General features: G+C 46.9%; 25 protein-coding genes. 13 read left to right on the forward strand and 12 right to left on the reverse strand.

Features of this window, described 5'->3' with window-relative positions:
• Positions 1–16 precede the first annotated feature (16 nt).
• The 4 genes from J0L70_RS12735 (at position 17) to J0L70_RS12750 (ending at position 3,391) form a co-directional block, all read left to right on the forward strand.
• A complete protein-coding gene (locus J0L70_RS12735) occupies positions 17–871 on the forward strand; it encodes a type IV pilin-like G/H family protein (protein ID WP_287454845.1) in 855 nt (284 codons plus the stop codon).
• Between the two features lie 68 nt (positions 872–939).
• The gene (gene purN / locus J0L70_RS12740) at positions 940–1,563 is read left to right on the forward strand and encodes a phosphoribosylglycinamide formyltransferase (RefSeq protein ID WP_225885708.1); all 624 of its coding nucleotides are present in this window, start codon (positions 940–942) and stop codon (positions 1,561–1,563) included.
• 202 nt (positions 1,564–1,765) lie between these two features.
• Positions 1,766–2,704 (forward strand): branched-chain amino acid ABC transporter permease, encoded by a 939-nt coding sequence (locus tag J0L70_RS12745; protein WP_017287188.1) that lies wholly within the window; start codon positions 1,766–1,768, stop codon positions 2,702–2,704.
• A gap of 102 nt (positions 2,705–2,806) precedes the next feature.
• Positions 2,807–3,391: an LURP-one-related family protein gene (locus tag J0L70_RS12750; protein ID WP_017287189.1), complete on the forward strand. Its 585-nt coding sequence runs from the start codon at positions 2,807–2,809 to the stop codon at positions 3,389–3,391.
• On the opposite strand, the gene J0L70_RS12755 is transcribed toward J0L70_RS12750, so the two are convergent.
• On the reverse strand, positions 3,388–3,819 hold the full coding sequence (locus tag J0L70_RS12755; protein WP_017287190.1) for an SRPBCC family protein: 432 nt from the start codon (positions 3,817–3,819) through the stop codon (positions 3,388–3,390). The genes J0L70_RS12750 and J0L70_RS12755 overlap by 4 nt on opposite strands.
• 68 nt (positions 3,820–3,887) lie before the next feature.
• Between J0L70_RS12755 and J0L70_RS12760 the strand changes: the two genes are divergently transcribed.
• Positions 3,888–4,859 (forward strand): HEAT repeat domain-containing protein, encoded by a 972-nt coding sequence (locus tag J0L70_RS12760; protein ID WP_287454846.1) that lies wholly within the window; start codon positions 3,888–3,890, stop codon positions 4,857–4,859.
• Between the two features lie 103 nt (positions 4,860–4,962).
• Here the strand turns inward: J0L70_RS12760 and J0L70_RS12765 are convergent, their stop codons facing one another.
• The 3 genes from J0L70_RS12765 to J0L70_RS12775 all read right to left on the reverse strand — a co-directional run bounded on the left by J0L70_RS12765 (position 4,963) and on the right by J0L70_RS12775 (position 7,902).
• Complete coding sequence (locus J0L70_RS12765; RefSeq protein WP_017287192.1) at positions 4,963–6,249, reverse strand: aminotransferase class I/II-fold pyridoxal phosphate-dependent enzyme; 1,287 nt, start codon at positions 6,247–6,249, stop codon at positions 4,963–4,965.
• Positions 6,250–6,465: 216 nt separating this feature from the next.
• Positions 6,466–7,353, reverse strand: a complete 888-nt coding sequence (locus tag J0L70_RS12770) for a hypothetical protein (protein ID WP_017287193.1) — start codon at positions 7,351–7,353, stop codon at positions 6,466–6,468.
• 39 nt (positions 7,354–7,392) lie between these two features.
• Entirely contained in the window at positions 7,393–7,902 is a 510-nt protein-coding gene (locus tag J0L70_RS12775) for a hypothetical protein (protein ID WP_239741306.1), read from the reverse strand.
• Here J0L70_RS12775 and J0L70_RS12780 point away from each other — a divergent pair.
• On the forward strand, positions 7,902–8,102 hold the full coding sequence (locus tag J0L70_RS12780) for a hypothetical protein (protein ID WP_287454849.1): 201 nt from the start codon (positions 7,902–7,904) through the stop codon (positions 8,100–8,102). The genes J0L70_RS12775 and J0L70_RS12780 overlap by 1 nt on opposite strands.
• Here the strand turns inward: J0L70_RS12780 and J0L70_RS12785 are convergent.
• The 5 genes from J0L70_RS12785 to J0L70_RS12805 all read right to left on the reverse strand — a co-directional run bounded on the left by J0L70_RS12785 (position 8,096) and on the right by J0L70_RS12805 (position 11,162).
• Positions 8,096–9,160 carry an aromatic ring-hydroxylating dioxygenase subunit alpha gene (locus tag J0L70_RS12785; protein WP_287454850.1) on the reverse strand — a complete coding sequence of 355 codons (1,065 nt, stop codon included), beginning with the start codon at positions 9,158–9,160 and terminating at the stop codon, positions 8,096–8,098. The genes J0L70_RS12780 and J0L70_RS12785 overlap by 7 nt on opposite strands.
• 95 nt (positions 9,161–9,255) lie before the next feature.
• Entirely contained in the window at positions 9,256–9,507 is a 252-nt protein-coding gene (locus J0L70_RS12790; RefSeq protein WP_190647697.1) for a forkhead box protein, read from the reverse strand.
• Between the two features lie 137 nt (positions 9,508–9,644).
• The gene (locus J0L70_RS12795; RefSeq protein ID WP_017287198.1) at positions 9,645–10,058 is read right to left on the reverse strand and encodes a DUF2752 domain-containing protein; all 414 of its coding nucleotides are present in this window, start codon (positions 10,056–10,058) and stop codon (positions 9,645–9,647) included.
• 3 nt (positions 10,059–10,061) lie between these two features.
• The gene (locus J0L70_RS12800) at positions 10,062–10,775 is read right to left on the reverse strand and encodes a DUF429 domain-containing protein (protein WP_287454852.1); all 714 of its coding nucleotides are present in this window, start codon (positions 10,773–10,775) and stop codon (positions 10,062–10,064) included.
• A 6-nt stretch (positions 10,776–10,781) separates the two neighbouring features.
• Positions 10,782–11,162 carry a hypothetical protein gene (locus J0L70_RS12805; RefSeq protein WP_017287200.1) on the reverse strand — a complete coding sequence of 127 codons (381 nt, stop codon included), beginning with the start codon at positions 11,160–11,162 and terminating at the stop codon, positions 10,782–10,784.
• 169 nt (positions 11,163–11,331) lie between these two features.
• Between J0L70_RS12805 and J0L70_RS12810 the strand changes: the two genes are divergently transcribed.
• The 3 genes from J0L70_RS12810 (at position 11,332) to ccmO (ending at position 13,737) form a co-directional block, all read left to right on the forward strand.
• On the forward strand, positions 11,332–12,174 hold the full coding sequence (locus tag J0L70_RS12810) for a fasciclin domain-containing protein (protein ID WP_287454855.1): 843 nt from the start codon (positions 11,332–11,334) through the stop codon (positions 12,172–12,174).
• Positions 12,175–12,349: 175 nt separating this feature from the next.
• Positions 12,350–12,811, forward strand: coding sequence for a TspO/MBR family protein (locus J0L70_RS12815; protein ID WP_268241984.1), 462 nt, complete (start codon positions 12,350–12,352; stop codon positions 12,809–12,811).
• Between the two features lie 47 nt (positions 12,812–12,858).
• The gene (ccmO, locus tag J0L70_RS12820) at positions 12,859–13,737 is read left to right on the forward strand and encodes a beta-carboxysome assembly protein CcmO (protein WP_287454856.1); all 879 of its coding nucleotides are present in this window, start codon (positions 12,859–12,861) and stop codon (positions 13,735–13,737) included.
• Between the two features lie 39 nt (positions 13,738–13,776).
• Here ccmO and J0L70_RS12825 read toward each other — a convergent pair whose 3' ends face one another.
• Positions 13,777–14,409: a DUF1294 domain-containing protein gene (locus J0L70_RS12825; RefSeq protein WP_017287204.1), complete on the reverse strand. Its 633-nt coding sequence runs from the start codon at positions 14,407–14,409 to the stop codon at positions 13,777–13,779.
• 220 nt (positions 14,410–14,629) lie between these two features.
• Here J0L70_RS12825 and J0L70_RS12830 point away from each other — a divergent pair, with 220 nt between their 5' ends.
• The 4 genes from J0L70_RS12830 to J0L70_RS12845 all read left to right on the forward strand — a co-directional run bounded on the left by J0L70_RS12830 (position 14,630) and on the right by J0L70_RS12845 (position 21,285).
• Entirely contained in the window at positions 14,630–17,221 is a 2,592-nt protein-coding gene (locus J0L70_RS12830; protein ID WP_190647709.1) for an adenylate/guanylate cyclase domain-containing protein, read from the forward strand.
• 226 nt (positions 17,222–17,447) lie between these two features.
• On the forward strand, positions 17,448–17,636 hold the full coding sequence (locus J0L70_RS12835; protein WP_017287206.1) for a hypothetical protein: 189 nt from the start codon (positions 17,448–17,450) through the stop codon (positions 17,634–17,636).
• Between the two features lie 248 nt (positions 17,637–17,884).
• Positions 17,885–18,574, forward strand: a complete 690-nt coding sequence (locus tag J0L70_RS12840; RefSeq protein WP_017287207.1) for a pentapeptide repeat-containing protein — start codon at positions 17,885–17,887, stop codon at positions 18,572–18,574.
• A 203-nt stretch (positions 18,575–18,777) separates the two neighbouring features.
• On the forward strand, positions 18,778–21,285 hold the full coding sequence (locus J0L70_RS12845; RefSeq protein WP_287454857.1) for a phosphoketolase family protein: 2,508 nt from the start codon (positions 18,778–18,780) through the stop codon (positions 21,283–21,285).
• A 160-nt stretch (positions 21,286–21,445) separates the two neighbouring features.
• Here J0L70_RS12845 and J0L70_RS12850 read toward each other — a convergent pair whose 3' ends face one another.
• Both J0L70_RS12850 and J0L70_RS12855 read right to left on the reverse strand, forming a co-directional pair.
• Positions 21,446–21,988 (reverse strand): FHA domain-containing protein, encoded by a 543-nt coding sequence (locus J0L70_RS12850; RefSeq protein ID WP_017287209.1) that lies wholly within the window; start codon positions 21,986–21,988, stop codon positions 21,446–21,448.
• A 408-nt stretch (positions 21,989–22,396) separates the two neighbouring features.
• Entirely contained in the window at positions 22,397–23,794 is a 1,398-nt protein-coding gene (locus tag J0L70_RS12855; protein ID WP_287454859.1) for a DUF2079 domain-containing protein, read from the reverse strand.
• Positions 23,795–23,868: the final 74 nt, after the last annotated feature.

A 23,868-nucleotide genomic window follows, 5' to 3' on the forward strand; every position in this document is an offset into this window, starting at 1 on the left:
GGTTTAGGGAAAAAGAATGATGAAAACAATAGGCTGGATGAGTGGATTGATCGGTGTCGTTTTGATCTCGCAAAGTGTAATGGCTCTGCCGACCACAGAAGCTGTGCAACCTTCGTCGATCGCTGGACGCTGGCAAGGCACATTTAACGACAAATATCCGATGAGCTTTTTATTTTCCCCAGAAGGGAAGCTCGTTATGGTATTTGGAATGAATGGCGCTGAGCCGACTGTGCTTGCAGGCACGACCGTAAACTATAAAGTCGATGCAACGACAAAGCCGATGCATCTGGATATCACGATTCCGGATGCGAAAGAACCCGTTTTGACGATCGCGGATTTTCCTGATCCGCAAACGCTGCAGATTCAAATGAGCGATACGAATCCAGGAAAACCACGTCCGACAAAGTTCACCGATCAGACCAAAATGCAGAAAGTCAGCGATCGAGCGATCGAGCCGTTAGATGCTGCAAAATTTACTCAAGCTGCACAATCTTCTGAAGCAGAAGGACGCATCGTGATGCAGGCGTTAGCTCAATCCGCATTGTTCTCGACGGTTGAATCTGGCAAATTTCCAACGACATTAGAAGAATTGGGATTGCCGACGAACAATACTGCAAACTACCGCTATCAGCTTCAAACTCAGCCGAAGCAAATCACGATCATTGCTCGTCCTAAAAAAGCCAATCTCAAGAGCTATATCAGTGTGGTCGTCACAGGCACTGAGCGTAAAATTGATTTTGCAACGACTACGGTTTGTCAGTCTATTCGTCCATCCTTATTTGCTCCACCCCTTCCACGTCTGGGGTCTCCTTTTGCGCCAAATGATAGTCGAGCGGTCTGCGGCATTGGTTCAGAAGCGGTGAAGTTTTAAGAAATTGTTTCTAGATACGATCGCAACAACCACGGTAAACTGAGACGCTACTTTCCGAGATGGCTCTCATGGCTACGCTGATTTCTCCTGACCATTCTGAATTCCCACCGCACCCACGGCTGAAATTAGGCGTGATGGCTTCAGGCAGTGGGAGTAATTTTGAAGCGATCGCACAATCGATCCAAGATGGGCACTTGAATGCAGACATTCAAGTCGTGATTTATAACAATCCCGATGCCAAAGTTGCTGAACGTGCCAACCGATTCAGCGTTTCATCCGTTTTGCTGAATCATCGAGAATTCGACAGTCGAGAAGACCTCGATCAAGCGATCGTCAACACGTTGAAAGATCATCAAGTCGAATGGGTGATTATGGCAGGCTGGATGCGGATTGTTACGCCTGTATTGATCAATGCTTTTCCGAATCGGATTTTGAACATTCATCCGAGTTTGTTGCCGAGCTTTAAAGGAAATCGAGCGGTTCATCAAGCCCTAGAGGCAGAAGTTAAGATCACAGGCTGCACGGTTCATTTGGTGGTTCCAGAAGTCGATAGCGGCAAAATTATCATACAAGCCGCTGTTCCTGTACTCGAAGACGATACCGTCGAAGCATTGCAGGCTCGCATTCATGCACAGGAACATCAAATCTATCCTGCTGCAATTGCGATCGCTGCGATACAAGCTTCCCACTGATGCCCATTCTCATCAGTCTTAAGGATGATGTGAATGCCGTTTTGAGACGGCATGATATGAGCAGATTGAGAAGCTCATCGTCTAACACAAGGGCAGTCCAAACCGGGTAGGGACTGCTTTTTTATTGCCAATTTTTCAGAACGCTTTCCAAAGCCACCTAATTCAGGCACAATCTAGCGTTATTGCGTTATCAGTGCCGCGAATGGATGCGTTTTTTGCTCAATTGGCTCAATTAATTGTCAACGGAATCTCGGTTGGAAGTATTATCGCCCTGTCTGCGGTTGGTCTGACGCTGACGTATGGGATTCTGCGTTTATCGAATTTCGCACATGGCGATTTCATGACGATGGGAGCCTACTTCACGCTGTTATTGAATGCGTTCGGCATCAATATTTGGATTGCCATGATTCTTTCGTCGATCGCGACTGTTGGAGTCACCCTGATTTGCGAAAAGCTACTCTGGGAACCGATGCGACAGAAACGCGCCACAGCGACTACCTTGATTATTATTTCGATCGGGCTGGCGTTATTTATTCGCAACGGCATTATTTTGTTTTGGGGCGGTGGGAATCAACGATACAATCTTGCCGTGAATCCAGCCTTATCGTTTCTGGGAATTACGCTCTCGTTTAACCGGATATTAGTGATCTTATTAGCGATCGTTGCTATTGCCGGATTGCACTATCTGTTGCAAAACACCAAAATCGGCAAGGCAATGCGGGCAGTCGCGGATGATTTGGATTTAGCACGAGTGACGGGAATCAATGTTGATCAAGTCGTGATCTGGACTTGGGTGATTGCAGGCAGTATGACGGCATTGGGCGGAAGTATGTTGGGGCTGGTTGAGGCGGTGCGTCCGAATATGGGATGGTTCTTGATTTTGCCGTTGTTTGCGTCGGTGATTTTGGGGGGCATTGGCAATCCGTACGGTGCGATCGCGGGCGGTTTGGTGATTGGGATTGCTCAAGAAGTTGGTGCGGGAATTTCGGATTTGTTAACGCCTTGGGCTGGAAATCCGATCGTCGATGTGATCGTCAATACGCGCATTTTTACGGCTCAATACAAACTGGGATTTGCTTTGTTTATTATGGTGCTGGTGTTGTTGTTCCGTCCGCAGGGATTGTTCAAAGGTACGACCTAGTAATTTATTCTCTAGATTTGAGAAAATCTCAGCCGCACGGTTTTCAATGATTTGAATCGAGAAATTTGGGGACACTAGGCACAGTCTTCTCAATCTTTGAATATGCAATACCCTTTAGAACTAACGTTCAAATTCTGGTCGCTGACTCCTCAAATGACGATCGCTGACGCTCAAGGAAACCCCTATTTCTATGTGCGTCAGCAACTCTTCCGCCTCAAGGAAGTGATCAACGTCTTCGCTGATACCCAGCGATCGCAAGAACTCTTCACGATTAAAGCCGATCGAATTATCGATTTTTCAGCCCGCTATAACTTCTCAGATCCCAGCGGCATGGTCGTTGGAGCCGTCAAGCGTCGGGGATTGCGATCGATTTGGAAGGCGCATTTTGATGTGTTTGATGGTGATCAAATTGTGTTCACGATCGAAGAAGAAAATCCTTGGATTAAGGTGATCGACTCATTGTTGTCTGAGTTACCTTTCGGCAACTTTTTCACGGGTTACTTGTTCAACCCGACCTATCTTGTGAACCGTCCGGGTGCAGGAACGGTGATGAAATTATCTAAGCGCCCGACGTTCTGGTCGCGTAAATTTATCATTCATCAAGTCGATCAAATCAGCGATCGCGAACAGGCTCAAATTTTGTTGAGTTTGATGATGATGATTCTGTTAGAACGCAATCGCGGCTAACGCATGGCATAGTCTCGAAATCGATCGAGGTCTGCCTGAATGGTCGATTCCACAAAACGACCGACAAAGGGTGTATTCATCACCCGCGCGAGCAATTCAGGCACTGCATAGGAAATGGTCATTTTTACAATTGTACTGGTTGCGCGATCGTAAAATCGAATGGCTCCGCGATTGGGCAAACCATCGATCGATTCCCATTGAATAATTTGATTGGGAATTTGTTTGGTAATTTTCGACTTCCAGCTAAATTGCAATCCTGCGGTTGAGAGCGTCCAGCGTGAGAGTTCGGGCTGATTCTCTAAAACTTGCACCGAGGTAATCCAATTCATCCAATTGGGAAGCTGCTCTACATCTGCCCAAAGCTGCCAAACTCGGTCAATCGGCTGTTCGACTTCGACTTGAACCGTATGCTCTAACCATTCAGACATGTTAAAAAATCCAGCAATTGTGCCTATATAAGACAAAATATTAAGGCTGAATTGCAAGGATTGGGGTTATGGTTCAGAGTTTAATTGCGATCGCGACTTTCATGGCAGTGATTAGCGGCGTGATTTTTGGGGTGGCTCGATTTGAGAAATCGACCAAGCAAGAGGATGAGATCGAATTGATCACTCAACCAACTGTGAGTGAACCCAGTCCTCCAGAACCGCCTAAACCTGTGGTTTCAGAATCAGTGGAGCCTGAATCTGTCGTCTCTGAAGCTCCTGAAGAATCGATTCCTGAACCGAGTGTTCCAGAAGTGACGGAATCTCAGCCTGAATCAACTGTGGCTGAGGTGGCTGAGGAATCCGTGAATGAGCCAATTTCTGAGCCTGAATCGACTGTGGCTGAGGAATCCGTGAGTGAGCTAATTTCTGAACCCGTAGCGCCAGCGATCGACGTTGATAATGTGATCGAGCCGAGAGATGAAGTTGAAGACATCATTCTTCCTCCGGTGATTCAAGATCCGGTTCGGCAGGAGTTGCTTGAACCGAGAGCCGAAGTTGCTGAGGTGATGATTCCGCCGACGATTCAAGACCCGAAACGCCCGAATGATGGCAAGCTCGAAGATTTGACGCAAGAGATCCTGGCTTGGGGGCAATCGAAAGACCTGAAGCATCTGGCAAAACTCATGCAGTATGCGACGCATTCGGATGCGATCGTGCGGAGTCACGTTGCAACCTCGTTAGGTCGGATTGTCAGCGCTCATCCGATGCGGGGGGATGTTGAGCGATCGATTCCGGTGCTTGGTAAACTGACCAATGATTCTGATGTGAAAGTTCGGGTGTATGCGGTTCAATCGTTAGGAACGATTCGATCTCAGGAAGTTCTGCCGTATCTGGAACAAGCGTTGCGGAGTCCGTCAGGTAGTGTGACAAAAGCCGCCAACCGTGCCCTGCAAAACCTAAAATTGCAGTATGGCAAGCCTCCCTCGGTACAAGTTGCGCAGCAAATGTTAGAAAAAGTAAAAAAGCCAAGTAGAGTGTGATCCACTCGTGCTCCCAGGAGCCGAATTGATTGAAATCATTCAAAAACTAAGCCCCCCAGTCTTTAGAAAAACTAGGGGGCTTAATCGTTGCAAGAATTTTGAACTAAGCGCTAATCGTTGCAGCTTCTTGCTTGTACATCATCTCCCGCACTTTCACCATTCCAGCGACGAGTTGATCCATCTCCTCGCGAGTATGCAGCGCATTCACGGTAATCCGAATTCTTGGCTTCGCAATAAACCAGATCGGAGACACCCAAATTCCCAAATCGAGCAACTCCCGCGCATACATCTTCGGATTCATCTCAGGCGGAAGCAAGACTGGAACCACATTCGTTTCCCCGATCGCTTCAAATCCCTGAGCCGCCAAGCGCGATCGCAAATACCGCGTGCTTTCTTGCAACCGCGAAACCAACTCAGGCTCCTTCTGGACTTCCCGGAAACTCTGCAACGCAGCAGCCGTCAAAGGTGGAGCCAAAGAACAAGTCCCGATCGAAGTCGGCGAACAGTTCATCAACGGCTTCAACTCCGCCACATGCGTACTGATTGCCGCTCCTACTGAAGCGCCGAATTTTGCAAACGTCGAGAGAATTAACGGATTAATCCCGCGATCGATCGCATCTTGTGGCTTCAAGCCAAAATGCTCATAAATTCCGCGTCCTGTCTTACCGAGCGCGCCTGTTGCGTGCGCTTCGTCCATCAGCAGCGTACTATCGGGATAATTCGACAAAATCTCGATCATCTCTGGCAATGGAGCAATATCGCCATCCATTGAAAATACTGCATCCGACACGACCATAATGCGATCGCCCGGTTGAGCATAGCGCTTTAACTTGCGCGCCAAATCTTCCATATCGCAATGGCGAAACGCCTTCACTCGAACTCTAGGACTATAGCCGAAAAGTTTCCCAGAGCGAGTTCCCGCATGAGCCAGAGCGGACACGATACAGCCGTGATTCAGCACATCGGTCATGATCAGAGTTTCACGAGTATGTTCAAACCCTGGAACCGGAATCGCTAAATGGCAAAACGCATCCATCAACGCTTGCATTCCCATCCAAGCATTCAGAAAAAGCTGCGTATGAGGCAAATGCTTAAATTTCGAGACCTCATCTTCAAGCTGGCGGTGCAAATCGATGCGACCACTCAACACCGAAGTTGAACTGTTTGACGTGCCGTATTGAAAAATCGAATCGATCGCAGCCTGCTTCACCGCTTCATTTTGAGTCAAGCCCAGCACATCGTTCGTGCAAAACGTTAGAACTGTGCGTCGTTTCCCGGTTTCAGCCTCCTCAATTTCCACCATGTTTCCCTGGCGTTGATGACAGAGATACTCATCCGGGTCGAGTTCACTTTCATACCAACGCCGCACATATTCCTTAACAACTTGCACAGTTTACTCCTCTCACCTGCATGACGTTCGCAATTTGCTTCTGACTCAACAGTATATTTGCCTATGATGAATTTCGCTCATAAATCAGGCGCAATTCTGATTGGCATGTCTCAAATTATTAAGACGTGATAACAGCTTATCAGGACTCATAGAAATCCAAAAAAAACAGCGATCGCAATTCAGTGTGCGATCGCCGTTTCTGAGGAAGTCAATCCCCTAGATTTCTGCGACTGCCCGTTCTACGAGACGGCGTGCAAGAGTTTGCGTTCCCGTGTGGGTGTAGTATTTCACGGCAACATCGAGAAATGCGCCCACATAGTCGAGTTTGTCAGCAGAAACGTCTACAACCCCCCGAACGCGATCAAGTAGGGTTTGCTGGCTCAAATTGCGGGAAGAGACAAAATCGCCCATCCAACCTTTCACCGAATCAAAACTCTGTCCAATAAATCCCAGTTTGCCAGCCGCATCATTGCCAGGGATCAAAGATTGGACGCTGCTGAAGGATTGATTCTTCTCCAATTCTTGAGGGGTGGTATTGCTAATCGTAGACAGCCCCTTCTGGATAAAATCGCCCCCTAAAGGAATCAATCCGTCAAAGCTGACTAATGCCGCCATCCGCATCAGCGATTCGCCGCTGTAGTCTCCTAAAGACGCGAGAAAATCTCCAATGCTGTCGCCTGGAATTCCATTAATTTGGCAGAAGGCAACGAGTTCGACGACAAGTTTGACGCAGAGGTCGATGCTTTGAGCCTTTTCGGGTTTCGGGGTGAGATTGCTCAAAAAACCCAAGAAAGAGATATCTTGACCGACTTTATTTGCCAGCGCTGCCGCTCCTAGCGCACCTGCGGCATTATCGACTGTTTGGTAAAGCCACATTGCCCGCTGATAGCCTTGGGATTCGTCGTTGTAGAGATACACAGCGCGTTCCCCGATCGCTTGAATCATGCTCTCGTCGGTTTCGCCTGTGACAACGCGAATGGTATTGGTGAACCCAGTGAGATTCTGCCATTGTCCAGGAACGAGAAAGTCCAGTGCATGTAAAGCCTTGACCGTCGTGCCCCCGGTGGGAAGTTCGTCTACCAGTTCAAAAATCGGTTTACTCATAAACAACCTATGATGAAAATTTCAGAAGCAAGGCTCGTTTTAGCTTTTTAGCTGAGAGAGTCCTTTGAGATCGAATTTCGAGATCCACTGTTCGCGATCGGCTTTCGTAAAGGCAGGATCACGCGATAGCACTTTAACTTGATACTTGCCAACCAAGACTCCCGTTTGGGTATTTCCCATCGTCATGGCGGGGAAGCCGTTAATCTTCTCAGTTGTGTTTTGATACTTTGCTGCTGCTGCTGGCAGGCTGGAAGTATCCGAGATCGACAACATTGCTAGATCCTTGCCGTCTTTCTTCAATTTGGCTTCAGCAAATCCTTTTTTCTCTTGGGTATAAACCCGTTCATATCCTGCACCCGGTTTCGGGAAATACTTGTTAAATTGGCTGCCTTGGGTTGCATCTTTCTTGACTGCAACGACACCGGGTTGGTTACTTTCCTTCTGGGCTTCTGCAAAACGAGAAGGTTCTTTTGCTGTGCAGCCGCTAATGAATAAGGCGATCGCTAACATCATGGCGACGATCCCACGCCGCCAATTTGTGAAAGTCAATGCTTGGTGTCTCATATGGAGTGTTGGAAAATGGACTATACGATCGATTTACGCTGTTGCCTATTTTGTTGCAACCGACCCAAGTTAGAGATGGCTACGATCGCTACAAAATTCAGAGGCTCCTTGTTAATGTAGAAGGATTTAAATCGAATTTCACGCGATCGCAGTACTTTGCAATGAAAGGAGAAAATTGTTATTGATCGGTGTTCCGATAGCGATCGTACTGCTTCACAATCAATCTCTGAATGGCAATAATCGCGGGATTCACTTCAACATAGCGGCGCTGAGGATCTTTGAGATAGTTTTCCTGCTCGGATTCGATCATTTCAATATCTTGATGCAGGAATGGCAAGAACAATAGATGTAAGATTAGCGGCTGCAATGCTCGACGGAGTGGATTGAGCAACCAGGTTGGTATCGGAAGTCGCAAAAAGAACAATGCAAATGATCGACTCTCGGTTCGGGAGATGGGCAGTCGCATCAAGTAGAGTGAGGAGACGTTTTCGAGTTTATTAATGTAATTTGGATACTGATAATCGATCGAAATTGTCTTGGTTGTAATGCCGCCATCTTTGCTAAATCCAAGTAGCTTTGTGAGAAACCCGCGATAAGAAACCCGGTACTCCGCAAGGATCGATTCTTCAGTTTCGCCAAGCTTGATCAGGACAGGATCAAACCAGCCTTGTAAATTTTGATGGAGGTAGCCATGAAAGACATCCATCGTGTTTTCGTTGCAAATCGAGAAGTGGGCTTTGAACGCAGCCCCAAGCGGAATCATCAGACAATTCGGATCGTCGTATTCAGGGATTTGAGGAGGGGACTGGGTTGCAGCTAAAGCGCGATCGCCGGGGAAAATCCAAATCAAGCCATATTTTTCCTGAACGGCAAAGGGTTTCATCTGAGCGCAGGGAAGCTTTTGCCCTTGATTCCAGTAGGGAATTCCAACACATTCGCCTTGTCCGTTGAATTCCCAGCCGTGGTAGCCACAGACGATCGCATCGCCTTGCACTTTGCCTTTATCCATCGCAACGCCTTTGTGGGGACAGACATTTTCGACGGCTTGCACTTGGTTTTGAGAATCACGATACAGCGCGATCGATTGATTCCAAATGCGGATCGGTAAAATTTTTCCGACTCTCAAATCATGCGCCCAGGAGACGGCGTACCAATAATTTGGGTTAATTCCAACTTCGCGAACTCGATTTTGGATGGTCTGACCCTGTAATGATGTGGAAAGTGTATTTGCCAGTTCGAGCATCACTTAATTCTTCCTCTGGAATCCGTGTGACTCATCCTAGCAACAAAAAAAGGGGCAGACCTTCCCCCTTAACTTCAAGTTGAGAATTACTGTCCTCAAGTACCGCGCGCCAGAATACGGATGAGAATATTCGCAGCGATCGCGACTGACCAAATGATCATGATGTTTTTGAGGTTGTGGCGATCGACGTTCTGCCAGCCCCAAATGAATGTATAAATCCCGCAAATAATCCCGAAGATTCCCCAACCCACACCCTTATCAGGAAAGAGTTTGATCAGAACAAGAATCAAACACACCAAACTTGTAATCGACGCAACAATGGCAATTAGCCCGATTAAAGGTTCCATTCACACGCTCCTCAAGCAAACTATTTAGTAATAAAACCATATAAGTGCTAACTTGACCGTGTTGTTTAAACTACTTCATCATCGCCGAGAGAAATTTGATGTAGTTTCAGAGCGTATGTTGCTGTATGTCTAATTTGTTACATAACGAGCTGATAAAGTGCGTCTCTAGAAAACAACAATCGAGCTAACCAATAGCCTAAGAAACTCCCTGCTAATAGAATCGTCAAACGATGCCGATAGTCTAATTGCTCCAAGAGTTGAACGAGTGTTGAGCGTTTTGAGTGAGGTAACACGATCGCACTGATTATCAATCCGCCACTGAGCAACACGATCGGTGCAAACGCATGAATTTCTAGCGCATGATGAACGTGTCCCTGCATCAGCGCGATCGTTGCGCGAGACAATCCACATCCCGGACAAGGCACCCCTAACCCATGTCGAATCGGACATTGCCAACTCGGTAGTCCCAATGTGATCAAACCTAAGTGCAGTACTCCGAATCCCATTAAACCGAGACAGATTTTTCGCGATCGCACCAATGCAGCAAACATAACTCAAATGGCTGTAGGTACTACAATATAGCCCGATTCTCGATCGCCCAAAACTAAATTCTTTTCAGTTCCCCAATACCACCAATACGCAGCAACATAAGCACAGATCAAACTATCCAGTTGGTCTTCTAATGCTTTGAGATCAGTGCCTTTAGTTGGAATTTCAGGCAGCGTTGTAATGTTTAATCGCGGTTCTATATTCGGTAATTTATCTAAGATCAATTGTCTGAATTTTGCTAATCCCAGTTTGCGATCGGAGATCGCTCCTTTTTTGTATTTCAGAATCTGATTTAACCCAAACAAATGAACCATAGCTGGATGCGGAAACACTTCGATCTGATAGCGTCCGGGCACTTGAGCTTTAATCGTTGGCGCATGTTCAAATCCGCGCGCTTCTAAACTTAGACCGACTTCTAAAGTGCGATCGACAAATGCTAAACCTAAATTCGCCGGATAAGCTCCCGCATGATATTTGCCAAAATACTTGTGCGTTAAGCGATCGGGAACGCGGCTCCCGGTTTGATTTGGAATCAGGGTGGGAGCATCAACTGCAACAATTCCATCAGTCGGACAATAGCGATCGAGCCAATCGAAAATATCAGCGATCGTAGTTTCCCGACGCAGATCACACACAACCAATTCCTGATTGACAAATTCCAAGCAGCACAAACCGCTCGGATTTGCACTCCAGGCTAAATCAATCCCCAAACATCTCACAAAAAACTACCGATGTTCTTCCGTTCTCAATCTTTCGATTTCCGCCCGAATCGCGGCTAACTGTGCGGTTAGCTCTTGTAATTCAAGTTGAACTTCAGGTGATGCAGGTTTAACCTCGGTTGCGGTTGTGGGCACTGTTGTCGATGCAGAACTCATTTCACTGCGTTTTTGAGCAATGAAATTATCAACATAGTTCCGAGCTTCGATCTCGGTCACTTCCCCTTTCTCTGCCCATTCCTGCGTCAGTTCTTCTAGATCAGTCTTGAGTTTCGTTAAATTTGCTTCCCGTCTTTGAGGATCTTGCAGGATTTCGACGAGTGAAGCGGTTGCGCCAAGCGTCACTCGAAAACTTTTTTGTAATAGCCGAACAACAGTATCAGTCGTCATAGATATCTTGTAATTCAGTGATTTGATCTTACTGTAATCGTTCTAGAGTCGGGTTAAATATTCACGATCGCACAGTCTTAATTAAGAGGATCGGCGTAGTTCATTGGGGGGACGAAAACGTGCGAATTCTTGCTTAGGGTATGAAGCGAAGTGTTCAAAATTACTAACAATGAAACCATCTCTTAAGTTTCTAACGGCTGGCATCCTCAGTTTTAGTTTCGGTATTGCCTTACCTTCATTAGCGCAAAGCGATTTCACTCCTAGCCCTGCGAATACACCAGCGAACGCTCCCCAATCTCCTCCTCCCGCCAATCGCGATACAGGTGTTCCGCCAGTTCAAACTGCCCCGAACAGCGAAACGACTCCCTCCAACGATCGCGAAAGTGCTCCTAACACTTCCCCAAATCAGAATCTTCCGGGCGATCAAAATCAAAGTGTTCCCGGTGTCGTCACTCCTGCAAATCGACCCACGGGTGAATCCTCGCCGACAGGTAACACTGGAACGAATTCCTCTGCTTTCTCAGGTTCAGAAAATCAGTCGATCGATCAAATTGTCCGTACCAATCGCTCATTTGAATTGTTCAATGCGCTCTTACGGGTGGCAGAATCCCAAGGAACGTTCGCTGGACAATTTGCAGGAAGTTCTGACTACACGGTATTTGCTCCGACGGATGAAGCATTAGCAGCAATTCCGGCTGAAACTTTTAAGGCGTTAGTCCAACCCGAAAATCGGGCTGTGTTAGCGCAAGTGCTGGAAAATCACGTCGTGCGAGGGAAAGTTTCATCGAGTGATTTAGCGACAAAACAAGTGCGATCGCTTGCAGGCAATCCGCTGACGGCTCAAGGTGGTGCAGGCGCTTTGACCGTTGGGAATGCTCGTGTGCTTGGAGCAGATATCTCGGCTGAAAACGGGACGATTCATGCCGTTGATCAACTGATTCTGACTCCTGACTTGCAATCGAGATTGGCGAATTTAGCGCCACGAGCTTCGGCTAATCCAGGGGTTCGATAAATTACATTCATTTGTAATTGCTAAAATCTCTTCCCTGAATCTCCTAGATATCGGAGCTTCAGGGAGAACAAGTCGATCGCATTCGAGTGAGCAAACAGAATTCACTCTCACGATCGAGTTCTCTGGGTCTCGCCTCTGACACAATACTAATCGAATAGATTTAGAGCGAGAAATTATGCTTCCTTCGTGGTTAGTCATTGGTGGGGTCACATTTTTGATTGCGTTAGGGAGCAGCTTTCTCCGCCCCAAAGATGTCAAATGGTTCAATCGCTTACAGCGTCCAAGATGGCTGACCTTTGAAAAAGCAATTCCGTTAATCTGGACAATTGTATTTATCTGTGGCGCATGGTCAGCCTACATTGTTTGGGAAATGACCCAAAGCTGGCAGACCATGGCACTTTATATTCTGGTTGAAGCTGTAATCGTTGCCTATTCTCCTGTCTTGTTGTGGACTCATAGTTTGCGAAACGGCACGATCATAGGTGGACTTGGATTTCTGCTCGGCTTATTCCTTGCGGTTCTGGTTTTCCCAGTTTCAACTACTGCCGGGCTTTTACTGCTGCCATACTTAATCTGGAGTCCGATCGGAACGTACACTACTTGGGAAATGGGAAAACTCAACCCCGAATCGTTTTAAATCATTCGTAACGTTAAGATGAGAGTGATATTGTTGCCTCAGTGCCCATGAACCGCCAAGATCCCTACGTTGACTCAGCCCTTGGTCTCGTTTCGACCCAAAGCTTCCCCGCGATCGTGGGTACGGCTGACATGATGTTAAAGTCTTCCGGGGTGACGCTTGTCGGTTACGAAATGATTGGTGGTGGCTACTGTACTGCTGTGGTTCGCGGGGGAATCTCCGATGTACGACTTGCCGTTGAAGTCGGAGCCGATTTGGTGGAGCAATTTGGCATGAAGGTTTCGACGATCGTCATTCCTCGCCCGATGCCAAATTTAGATGCAGTTTTACCGATCGGCAGCAAACTCGCAGCGATGATCGGCAATCAAGGCACAAGCCAATTTCGCAACATGGCGGTCGGATTGCTTGAAACCCGTGGTTTTCCAGCGATGGTAGCCGCAGCTGATGCAATGCTGAAATCGGCAGATGTGACGTTGACTGCATATCACACGATCGGAGATGGTCTGTGTACTGCGATCGTGCGTGGAACGGTTGCAAATGTCGCGATGGCAGTTGATGTTGGAATGCAAGAAGCGGAGCGAGTTGGAGAACTGCATTCTGTCATGGTGATTCCGCGTGCGTTAGACGATTTAGATCAAACTTTACCGATCGCGTCTTGTTGGGTCGAAGAACTCAAACCGCTACAGATTCCGATTACGGTCAAAGAAGTCGAGAAACCGTTGGTCGCGTTGCCTGAACTCGCGAAACCTGAGCCGTTAGAGTTGCCTGCTCAAGTTGAAAAAGCATTACCGGAAGCACAAGCGGCGGAGTTTGAACTAGCGATCGAGGAAAAAGAAGCCCTTGAACTCACGCAACCCGAAGCCCCACTTGAGAAGTTAGAACTGCCTGAACCTGAATCTCCTCCTGAAAACCAAGAGGAAAGCTAGTGTGAGAATACGGATGCAATAACGCTCGATTAAATATTCCTACATAAATGATTTAGCCAGGTTTCTTCCTAGAAAGAGCCAGTCGAACCAGAAGATCGAATGCAGAGCAACGATCGAGCAAAACACCAATTGATAAGAAGTTTTACGAGTTTTATGTCGAAAAACTTGCTGCGCGACTAGTGCCCCAATCCAGCCGCCAAACAATTCGGACAGATGCAACTGAGCCTCTGGAATTCTCCACGCTTTTGAGACAGCGCGATTTTTATCTTCGCGGTACAGCAGAAATGTCAGAATTCCAAGCGCTATGTAAGCTAACGCTGGAAACGCATTGCGAGTTCTGAACATAAAATCGAACGCTCCCCACATTGGCAGAATCGAGAGCAAAGCGGGTGCAGGTGAAAATGAACTTTGGTATTTAGGTGCTTTTTTTGACACGACCGGAGATTGGATTGGAGGTTTCGGTCTATCTGTCTCGAACCAAGCGTTAGAGGCGCGTAATCTTCCTTGTTCGTCTCGTTCAAGATGAAAGTAAATTACATCTCCAACTTGAGGACGGTAAGAACTTTCTCGAATTGCTGTGATGTGTAGAAAGATCCGTCGCTTACCCACACTGGATTCAATAAAGCCAAATCCTCGATCGTCTTTCCAAGTCCTCAAAATCCCTCTCTGCATAAATAAATTCAGTCTTTTTAGAGTTCAGTTGCTTAGTCTGCCCAATCTGACTCGGTCAAGAAAACTTGAGCTTACAGCATCAAAACTTCAGCTTTAGGGAACTCTGGAAGAAGTCTACGGATCGGTTCGACCGTTTTGCTCTTTCAGATTGCGTAGGTTCATTGAGTGCTCAATTCAATGTGCCTGTTATAAGTCCCTTTAACTGAATCCTGCACCGACTATGACTTCCCTTTCTTCGCATCTGCCCGACCAGCCCCGTTCACTGCAAAAAGATCCTCAGACCATCACAATCTCGGTCAATTCTCCAAAACTCGACTCTAGTCTTGCAGTCACTTCGGGAGGCGGACTTGCGCCGAAAGGTAAATTCTCGTCTTTTCTTGCTCCTCTCACCCAGGATAAATTCAAAGAAGTTGTTCACGAAGTCGAACACAAATTAAAAATCGTCAATCAAACCCTCTCCATGCTTGATGCGCAAGGGTTCGACGCGATTTTAGAAGAAATGCTCAATTCGATCACAGCGAAAACGGGAGAACTGCTCAACGCCGATCGCACTACGATCTATCTTCTCGACGAGGAGAAAAATGAGCTTCATACCACCGTGAATGAAGGATCAGGACGCTCGTATGAAATCCGCTTTCCCGCCGATCAAGGCATTGCTGGAGAAGTTGCAACGTTCAAACGTCCCGTCAATATCCCTTACGACTTTTTCGACGATCCCCGCTCCACGCAAGCCAAAATTCAATACAACAAAACTGGCTATCGCACCTACACAATGCTGACAATGCCCTTGCTCGGCGAGCAGGGAAACCTCGTTGCAGTCGTGCAATTGATTAATAAACTCCGTCCAAAATGCGATCGCACACTTCCCCTTGACGAAATCATTGCTCTAGAAGGTTTCACCACCTATGACGAAGAAGTTTTCCGAGAATTCGCTCCATCGATTCGGCTAATTCTGGAATCTTCGCGATCGTTCTATCTCGCCACCCAAAAACAACGCGCAGCAAATGCCCTGATCAAAGCGACTCAATCTCTCAGCCAAAGTAGCTTAGACCTTGATGACACTTTGAAACGAGTCATGGACGAAGCGAAAGCGCTCATGAATGCCGATCGCAGTACTTTGTGGTTAATCGATCGCGATCGCAATGAAATTTGGACACGCATTCCCACTGCTGACGGAGCCATGAAAGAATTGCGCTTACCGATCGGCGTTGGATTTGCTGGACAAGTTGCGGCATCCGGTGAAGTCATCAACATTCCGTTTGATTTATACAATCGAGAAGGCGCTGAGACGGCTAAGAAAACGGATCAAGCGAACGGATATCGAACCTGTAGCCTGCTCTGTATGCCCGTTCGCAACGCAGACGGAGAATTAATTGGAGTCACGCAGCTCGTCAATAAAACGAAGAAAGGCGAATTCCCGCCTTACAGCCCCGAAGATTTTCCTCAAGCTCCAGAGCGTTGGAGAGCGAGCTTCAACCGCAGCGACCAGGAATTCATGGAAACCTTCAACATTCAGGCAGGGGTTGCCCTACAGAATGCCAAACTGTTTGAAACAGTGAAGCAGCAAGAGCAAATGCAGCGAGACATTTTGAGATCGCTGACCAATGGCGTAATTTCAACCGACAAAGAAGGAAATATCATCGCGGCAAATGACAGCGCCAAGAAACTCCTGGGATTAGAGCAAGAAGACGCGATCGAAGGACAAGCAATTACGAAGTTAATCAAACTCGAAAAAGGTAGTTTCTATCATTGGTTTAATCAATCGATCAGTGCTCGCAGTCGAGAGCAGTACTATCCCGATCAGACCTTGCAGCCGATTCGAGGCGAAGAGCAGCATAGTATTAACTTGTCGATTAATACGATCGCAGATGCGACCGATGCTCAGCGAGTCTCCGGTGCGCTGATTGTGATGGATGACATTAGCGATGAAAAGCGGCTGAAAAGTACGATGTATCGCTACATGACTCAGGAACTCGCAGAACAGCTTTTAGAAAATCCTGATGCTGCAAAAATGGGCGGCGATCGCAAAGATGTCTCGGTTCTGTTTTCAGACATTCGCAGCTATACAACCTTGACCGAAACGCTCAAAGCAGAAGAAGTGGTCGAAATGCTCAATCAGTATTTCGAGTCAATGGTTGAAGCCGTGTTCATGCACAAAGGCATTCTCGATAAATATATTGGCGATGCAATCATGGCGGTGTTTGGCTCGCCTTTGCCTTTGGATGACCACGAATGGATGGCAGTTCAAACCGCATTAGAAATGCGCCAGCGATTAGCCGCATTCAATAAATTGCGGCATGGTCGCAATGAACAAACGATCGATATCGGCATTGGTATCAACTCTGACACCGTGATTAGTGGCAACATCGGATGCAGTAAGCGGATGGAATTTACTGCGATCGGCGACGGTGTGAACCTCGGTTCGCGGCTCGAAGGTGCAAGTAAAATCTATGGAACCGATATTGTAATTAGTGAGAGCACCTATCGTCCTTGTGCCGATCGCGTTTGGGCAAGAGAACTCGACTTTATTAAAGTCAAAGGCAAAAACAAACCTGTTGCAGTCTACGAACTCGTTGGGCTGAAGTCTGACCAGATTTCAGATGAGAAAAAGCGAGTGATTGAGCATTATCACTTGGCACGAAAGCATTACTTGGATCGCAAATTCGCCTTTGCCGTTGCTGAGTTTGCTTCTGTTCTGGAAATCGACAAACAGGATAAAGCAGCATTACTGCACATGAAGCGGTGTGAACATTGGCTGACAACTCCCCCTCCGGAACAGTGGGATGGGTCTTGGTCACTGACTGAGAAGTAGACCTGCATCTCAAAATAAAAGTTTTGTATAGCAGTTACACTCTCCTAAGAGCGATGCTATTCTGAACCCAGGCATCAGCGCGTCGTCTACTCAGGTCATGCGATTTTCTGGTCGTAAGAGCTATAGTGGCGGTATCAGAGGCATGTACTTCATGTACCTGAGGATCGAACAATCCTCTAGTGTTTCACAATCGTTTTTTTGCAGCTCATCAACCCCCAGTTTACTTATGTCTTCTTCTAACTCAAACGGTCACCCTGCTTCCATCGCGATCACTTCTGACGATGAGCAGATATCAGGTGTGACGACTAGCCCAGCGAGTCGAGAAGCGCTGATTCCGAACAATCTCAGCAGCAACAAGCGAGCAATTATCGAGCGGTTAATCGAACTTCATCAGCACAACGCAAATCGACGTTAAGCTTTTTATTCCAGAGGACTGAGGAGTAATCCGGAATTGCGATCGTGCCGTACATGTGCGATCGTAAAATTTATACTACAATGTAATTCCTAACGTCTGCTGATATCAGGATTGTTTCTATCTTCGCTGAGACCGACAATCCTCTCAAATTGTCATTCGGTTCTTACGAAATTCGTAAAGGCTGTTTTGTATTCCTAACTGGGCAACGTCCAGATGTCCCCACATGGTCTCAGTTAGGCAAGGCATATATGATGACCAAAGATCACTCGCTTCAACTTCTTCTGAATTTAATCGAGCAAGTTAAGACCGCTGATACCGACGACTTTTTTGATTTAGCACAGATCGCTGGATTGAACCCGCTGCAAGACTTTTCGGAAGCAGACTTAAGCGGGATTGATCTGCGATCGAAAAACATGACAAATGCAGATTTAATCGAAGCGACGCTCATTGGTGCAAACCTGATCAGCGCAGACTTTACGGACGCTCGACTGATCAGCAGTAAACTGAGTCAAGCTAACCTGACTGACGCAACGCTCACGGGTGCATCTCTGATCAACGCCGATTTATCTGGCGCGATTTTAGTGAATGCGACGTTAGATAATGCAAATCTAACAGGTGCAATCTTGACGCAAGCAAAATTAAGTTTTGCAGATGTGCGTCGATCGACGTTGACGAGCGCTGATTTAACTGCAACAAAACTCAGCGAAACGAATTTAAGCTATGCAACGTTGCGGCGGGCACATCTGACCAATTCAGATTTGAGCGGTGCAAGTCTGTATGGTGCAGATCTGAGTGGTGCAGATTTGCGGGGTGCTGTACTTGCAGATACCAATCTGATTGGTGCAAATGTAGAGCGGACTCGATTTAACGAGCCTCGCTGGTTTTCTAGAGAAATGAAGCGAGATTTGACTCAAAGAGGTGCAATCTTTGAGGTATAGCCAGGCCAGGCGTTTACCGCGACAAATCTGATAAGGGATAGGGAGTAGGGAGAACCCAAACTGAGATTGCTCCCTATCTCCCTATTTCTCCCATTCCTTCACACCCCACACCCCACATTCCACGCCCTTGACTAGCCGAAATTTTCTCTCAGTCATCAAGTTCTATCGATCGACAGAGACAGAATCGCGCCATATTTTCCAAGATGAAGCGCGATTCATTGGCGAAAATCTTTATGACAGTTGCAAATTCGGCATCCGTTTCTAGTCCTTTGAGTTCGGAAGAACTGCATAAAATCAATGCTTATTGGTCTGCTGCCAACTATCTTTCAGTTGGACAAATTTATCTCAGAGATAATCCTTTACTCAAACAACCTTTAAAGATTGAACATATTAAGCCCCGACTGCTTGGACACTGGGGAACAACGCCGGGTTTGAATTTTATCTATGCTCATTTCAATCGCTTGATTTGTCGCTACGACCTCAATTGCATTTACATTGCGGGTCCAGGACATGGGGGGCCTGGGATGGTTGCCAATACATATCTTGAAGGAAGCTACAGCGAATTTTATCCTCACATCACTCAAGATGCAGAAGGCATGGATAAGCTGTTTACGCAATTCTCCTACCCTGGTGGAATTCCTAGTCACGCTGCACCCGAAACGCCTGGGTCAATTCATGAAGGCGGAGAATTGGGATATTCGATCGCTCATGCTTACGGTGCAGCTTTCGACAATCCTGATTTATTGGTCTGCTGCGTGGTTGGCGACGGAGAAGCTGAAACAGGCGCATTAGCGACCAGTTGGCATTCTAATAAATTCTTGAACCCAGCCCGTGATGGTGCAGTGTTGCCGATTCTGCATCTCAACGGCTACAAGATTTCAAATCCGACTGTTTTAGCGCGGCTTAGCGATCGAGAATTAGAACATCTCTTTATCGGCTATGGCTACAAGCCTTATTTTGTCGAAGGTGACGATCCAGACACGATGCATCAATTGATGGCGGCGACCTTGGATGAAATTGTGCAGGAAATTCAAGGCATTCAACGCGAAGCCAGAACGCATGGATTCAAAGAGCGTTCTCAGTTTCCGATGATGATTTTGAGAACGCCAAAAGGATGGACAGGACCTAAAATCGTCGATGGCGTGCAAGTTGCGAATACGTACCGCGCGCATCAAGTTCCGCTTGCCGAAATGGCAAGTAAGCCGGATCACCTCCGCATGTTGGAAGAATGGATGCGAAGTTATAAACCTGAAGAATTATTTGATGAAACGGGTCGGCTCATTCCAGAATTGGCAGAACTAGCTCCCAAGGGCGATCGCCGAATGGGTGCAAATCCCCATGCGAATGGTGGATTACTGCTCAGAGATTTGAACCTGCCCAAATTTGAAAAATATGCTGTTCCAGTCGATGCACCTGGACAGGTCGAAACGGAATCCACACGAGTTTTAGGCAAGTTTCTCAGAGATGTAATGGTGCAAAACCAAGCCAACCAGAATTTCCGCGTGTTTTCGCCCGATGAGAATAATTCCAATCGATTGAATGCGGTTTTAGAAGCCACCGATCGCGTCTTCACAGGCGAGATTCTGCCGAACGATGATCACATTGCGATCGATGGTCGAGTGATGGAAATCTTAAGCGAACATCTTTGCCAAGGCTGGCTCGAAGGCTATTTGCTCACGGGTCGTCATGGCTTTTTCTCATGCTATGAGGCATTTATTCACATCGTTGATTCGATGTTTAATCAACATGCGAAATGGCTAGAAGCTTGCCGTCATATTGTTTGGAGAAGACCAATTGCATCGCTGAATTATTTACTCACGTCTCATGTCTGGCGACAAGACCACAACGGATTTACTCACCAAGATCCAGGCTTTATCGATGTGGTCATGAACAAAAAGCCAACGGTGACGCGGGTTTATCTTCCACCCGATGCGAATACCTTGTTATCGGTCGCGGATCATTGCCTGAGAAGCCGCCATTACGTCAATGTGATCGTGGCTGGTAAACAGCCTCAGTTGCAATGGTTAGATATGGAAAGAGCGATCGCACATTGCACCGCAGGACTCGGAATTTGGGATTGGGCAAGTAACGATCGCGGGTTTGAACCAGATGTAGTTCTGGCAAGTGCGGGCGATGTCCCAACCTTGGAAGCTTTAGCGGCAGTCGATTTTCTCCGCGCTCATTTTCCAGACTTGAAGATTCGATTTGTGAATGTCGTCGATTTGATGACCCTGCAACCGCAATCTGAGCATCCGCATGGTTTATCCGATCGCGATTTTGATTCAATTTTCACAACGAATAAGCCTGTTATCTTTGCCTTTCATGGCTATCCGTGGTTAGTTCACCGACTCACCTATCGTCGAACGAATCACCATAATATCCATGTGCGGGGATACAAAGAAGAAGGCACGACGACCACCCCATTTGATATGGTTGTCCTGAACGATTTGGATCGATTTCATTTAGCGCAAGATGTCATCGATCGAGTTCCAAAACTCACGAATGTCGGCGGATATGTAAAGCAGATCGCACGCGATAAATTGACGAAACATAAGCGTTATATCGTCGAACACGGTCGTGATATGCCAGAAGTTGAGGATTGGAAGTGGCAGTACTATAGCGGCTCAAATGCCGAGAAGAAGGTGATTCCTCAAACAGATGGAAATTCACCGATTCAGCAAGCGGAAGATTTAGCGCGATCGGCGTATTAGTCAAGAATTGAAGAGTGGAATGAGGATGGAATCTCTCTCCTACTCATCGACAATTTTGAAAAGTGGGAGAATGGGGAGTAAACCAGACTCAGATTGCTCCCTATTCCCCCACTCCCCCATCAAAGCGACTGTGATCAAGACAACTCTGCTCTTTCACTGCTCATCCCGGAGATGTCGCTTCTCCCCAATCCGAAAATCCTCCTTGCATACTCACAACAAAAAATTCAACCTGAAGATGACTCAATGCAATGCAATCGCCATCGGACAGGGTGCGGCGTTCGAGTACAGGTAATCTTTGCCCCTTTAAAAACGTCCCATTACTGCTGCCGACATCCATGATGTAAAACCCTTCTGGCTGATGTCCAATCACGGCATGACAGCGCGAAATCGAGGGCTGTGACAGCGAAATTGCACAATTTCGGCTTCTGCCGATCAACCAAGTCGAAGCGATCGCTGTTAACTGTACTTGGTCTGAATCTACTAAATTTGTCGTCAGAAATGCCGAACGTCCAGTCGTGACCGCCTGAATGTAATAAGCTGTGGCACAGCGCTTTGGAGCTTCTAAAATCGGCTCAACCAATGTGGAAATTTTATCGATGTCGTGCCCACAATCCAGTAAAAGCGATCGCGAAAGAGCGGGATAGGTTTTCAAGAATTGGAGCGCACGATCGCCACTATTGCTTGATGGCGGCAGGTTTAACATAACAAGTGTCCGGGCAAAACCGTTTAACGACAGGATTGAGGAAGTGTGACGACAACAGCGGCGCTTGAAACCTTGATTCAGCTAAATCAAGCAAGGTTTAAATGCGACTAAAACTTGCTCAAAAAATTGCTAGGTGAAAGCAAGAGGTCTGAAAACAACCTATCACCCTGGTGGGTGAGATGCACGGAACTACGTAGACTAAACACTACCTAAGGAGGAGGCGCAATATTTTTGAGCCTCTCTTCTTGCTAGCTTTATACGGTTACGGCTACTGACCTAGATCTTTAAACTTTCATGAATTCTCAGCATCATTGAGCATTCAAAGTTGTCATCGTTGCTTCGGTATTTACGGATATAACGATAAAACGGAGGAACACTACTCTCATCTACGTTGGGCGAGAGATCTGATCAGGATTTTTTGACAAACAAGTAGAGTTGATCCTGTTGATATTGAAGCTGGAAGGCTGAATTCGCCTGCGCTTCAGAGAAAATTTGTTGAGCCAACTCCGGACGACTTGCCCAACCGGGTTGCTCTAGATTCAGCAGAATATACCGAAACTTATTTAAATCTTTCGGCGGTTCCGTAAATTTCGTGTAGTCGATCATGACTCGATGCGTTAGGTGAGGCACGAAATAGCTAGTTGTTAAGACGGGTTCTTTAGTCGTAATTTGCTCGATCGCGGTATAGGCTCCTGACAGCATTGGAACACGTTCTAGATACCGTGACCCAAAGTAGCCAAATTTTGCCAGAGCCAAAAATGCAATCAGCGACCAAACTAGAATCAACCGCGATCGACGATTCGGATTTGCCGCGACAGTCGAAATCGCCATCACCATAAGAAACGGCAAAATCGGCAAAGAATATTGATGCACCAAATCTCGCTGGTTCGACATCTCAGACAAGAGATTCATCGCAAACACTGGAACGGTTGCAATCAATGGCGCAAAGTGCCGGATAGAAAATCCCCATCCAATCGGAATAAATACGAGTAGCAAATAAAATAAACGGTCGATCGACAAGAGGCGACCGAGCCACAGCCAAGGTCTCAGAATTAAGTTCTGAACAATCTCAGTCAGCGAATTGCCTAAGTAGCTGTAGCGCATCACATAATCGGCTCCGCTAGGACGAAAGTGAGGAATAATCCCCTGCGTCGCAATGATGAACCAACTGACTCCCAAAATTAACGCGATCGCGCCCAATCGCTTGCGCTGCTCAAAGCCGATGAGCCAAATTCCCATTGCCGCGATCGACAGGGCTAAAGACGCTCGACATCCCAAAATCAGCACAACGCAAAGCGTAAACCAACCCATTCGATTAGCGCGCGCTGCCCAGATTGCCGTGAAAAACAAGGGCAGTGAAATGACTTCAGGACGAAAATCAAACAAATTGAGATTAAAAACCAGGGGATAGAGCAAAAAAGAGATCGCGATCGCATTCGATTTTGCGCGATCTAATCCTGCCTGTTTTGCTAAATACCAAACGGGAATTGCTGAAGTCGCAAAGGCTGCACTCTGAATCACAAACAACCAATACACACTTGGAAAAATCTTGTAGATTCCAGCGATCGCATACAAAATCCAAGCCGCATGATCACCCAGCACATGATACGGACGGAACGAAATGATCGGCGTTATTCCTTGGCTAATTAAATAAATCGCCTGATCGAAATATCCTAAATCCAACGCATTCGATTGCAGGAGTAAATGTCGAATGATGCTACAAATCAAGAAAATCGCAAAACTGGCAACCACGAGCGATCGCAAAAGATGGTTCGATTTCCAGAATTTGGCGAGAATCGCGTGCATAGACAAGAGAATGGGAACGCAGACAGCCTAACGTGTTCTACTACACTTCTCAAGATGTCACCCTAGTAAGGCAA

The sequence above is a fragment of the Leptolyngbya sp. UWPOB_LEPTO1 genome, from assembly GCF_017302695.1.
Lineage (GTDB): Bacteria > Cyanobacteriota > Cyanobacteriia > Leptolyngbyales > Leptolyngbyaceae > Leptolyngbya > Leptolyngbya boryana.